The sequence below is a fragment of the Caldisericia bacterium genome (genome assembly GCA_026414995.1).
Taxonomy (GTDB): Bacteria; Caldisericota; Caldisericia; order B22-G15; family B22-G15; genus JAAYUH01.
In genome coordinates, this window is record JAOAHY010000030.1 from 1 (window position 1) to 1,866 (window position 1,866).

Sequence of the window (1,866 nt, forward strand, 5' to 3'; positions counted from 1 at the left end):
CTTTAAAGCAGGTCAAGTTTTCCGACGCAATAAAATTCATAACAGAAGACGGTAGTATAATCAAGTCGCAATCCCCTTTAAAGCAGGTCAAGTTTTCCGACCGCGGGTTGTCAAAGAGCAAGTATATCAATCTTTTTACTACCCTATAGCGCAAAACCCTAATTTTCAACCACAAAACTAATATATCAAATCCTATATATCTTTGTCAAGTCCTTTGATAGTCAATCAATTTAACCTTGCGCAAAACCCCCCTACTTTTTACATTAAAATAGGTTTGCGCAAAAATTTTTACTTTTTTATAAATTTTTTTTAAACCACATAAAAATCTAAATCTTTTGTAACTTCTCCTATACCTATTATTTCAATTTTTTTAAGGCAACCTTCACAAATTTTATAAAACCTAATGCTATCATTTTTTTTATCTATTATATTACTTGTTTTCTCTTGTATTTCTTTTAACTGTTCTTCTTCTATTATGCATTCAAAAACACTATATTGTACTCTTGTCCCATAATTTTCAAGAATTTGGCTTACTTTATATCTTTTTTTGTCATCTTGAATATCATAACTAATTACTATAAACATTTTTCACCTCATCTCAAATGGAATATATTCATTTCCTTCCATAATTGTCTTTTCAAATTTTCTTATTTGATGTTGTATAAGTTTTCTATAATTCATTGTCTCTTCTTCGTAAGTTATCTCAGTTAAAATTCTTCTCTCATATTGAGTTAAAAATTCTTTAATTGCTTTTTCATTCAAACGTATTTTCCCTTCCTCATCTTCAACAAATTCATTTTCTTTAATAATATCTTTATTTATAATTTCAAGAACAAGTCGGTCTACAATTACTTGTCTAAACTCCTCCATTAAATCAAGTGCAAGAGCAGGTCTACCATATTCCACACTATGCAAATAACCAAGATATGGGTCAAAACCAATACCTTGTAAAATTGAAAATACCTCACTTGTCAAAATTGAATATCCAAAACTTAAAAGTGAATTTACTGGGTCTTTGGGATTTCTTGGTGTCCTTTCTTCAAATTTTAAATCTTTAAGTATCATTTTTCCAAAACATTCAAAATATATAGCAGAACATCTTCCTTCAACACCCATTATAGAAGAAATGGAGGTTTTTCTCTTTAATTCTTCAAGATTTCTCTCAAGTTCATTTATGTTGGATGCAAAATTGACTTCTGGATGATTTCTTTGATATTTACTTAGAAAATTCTTTGCATTTGTTATCTTCCCCTCTACAAATTTTTTTGAGATTTCCACCCTAAATTCTTCTTGGGAATGTTTTTCAAATTGTTTTATTCTTAAAAGGACATTTTTTGATTCTAAAGATTGAAGTTTACCAATAAATTTTCCATAAATTGTAAAAAAAGAAGTGTCAATACCAGAAGTTAAGAGAAATTTTAATGCTTGTGTTGTTATCTGTATATTGCCAAAAATAAAAACTTTATCTACTTTAAATTCTGGAATTTCAAGTAAAATATTTTCTTCTTTTTCAATAACAAATCTCTTTTCTTCCTTCTTTAATTTCGCACCCTGTTCTGTAATATATAATGTCGCCAAGGAAATCAAATAAATTCTTTAGGAAGTTGTAAATATTCTATTTTAATTTTTGCAAGATTACAACATTCTTCTATAAATTCTTTTGTAAATTTTAAAATTTCTTTCCATTGATTTTCTGTTATTGGAGTATCACCATGAGCAAGTTTTGAATTATTTCTTATTAAAAATATTCCTTTTGATTGTAGATAATCAAATAGATTTTTCATCCAAGTTAATTATTTCTTTTAATTAAATAATGATTGTAAATATACATAAAGCTAATGCAAACAAATCCAATCGCGGCAACAG

At 27.3% G+C, this 1,866-nt stretch carries 3 protein-coding genes; all 3 read right to left on the reverse strand.

Annotation, left to right across the window (positions count from 1 at the left end):
- Positions 1 to 309: 309 nt before the first annotated feature.
- Genes cas2 through N3D74_06620 form a run of 3 tightly spaced genes read right to left on the reverse strand, consistent with a single transcriptional unit; the run spans position 310 to position 1,784 of the window.
- Positions 310 to 585, reverse strand: a complete 276-nt coding sequence (gene cas2 / locus N3D74_06610; protein MCX8095836.1) for a CRISPR-associated endonuclease Cas2 — start codon at positions 583 to 585, stop codon at positions 310 to 312.
- A gap of 3 nt (positions 586 to 588) precedes the next feature.
- The gene (gene cas1 / locus N3D74_06615) at positions 589 to 1,578 is read right to left on the reverse strand and encodes a CRISPR-associated endonuclease Cas1 (protein ID MCX8095837.1); all 990 of its coding nucleotides are present in this window, start codon (positions 1,576 to 1,578) and stop codon (positions 589 to 591) included.
- Between the two features lie 5 nt (positions 1,579 to 1,583).
- Positions 1,584 to 1,784, reverse strand: a complete 201-nt coding sequence (locus tag N3D74_06620; GenBank protein MCX8095838.1) for a hypothetical protein — start codon at positions 1,782 to 1,784, stop codon at positions 1,584 to 1,586.
- Between the last annotated feature and the right edge of the window lie 82 nt (positions 1,785 to 1,866).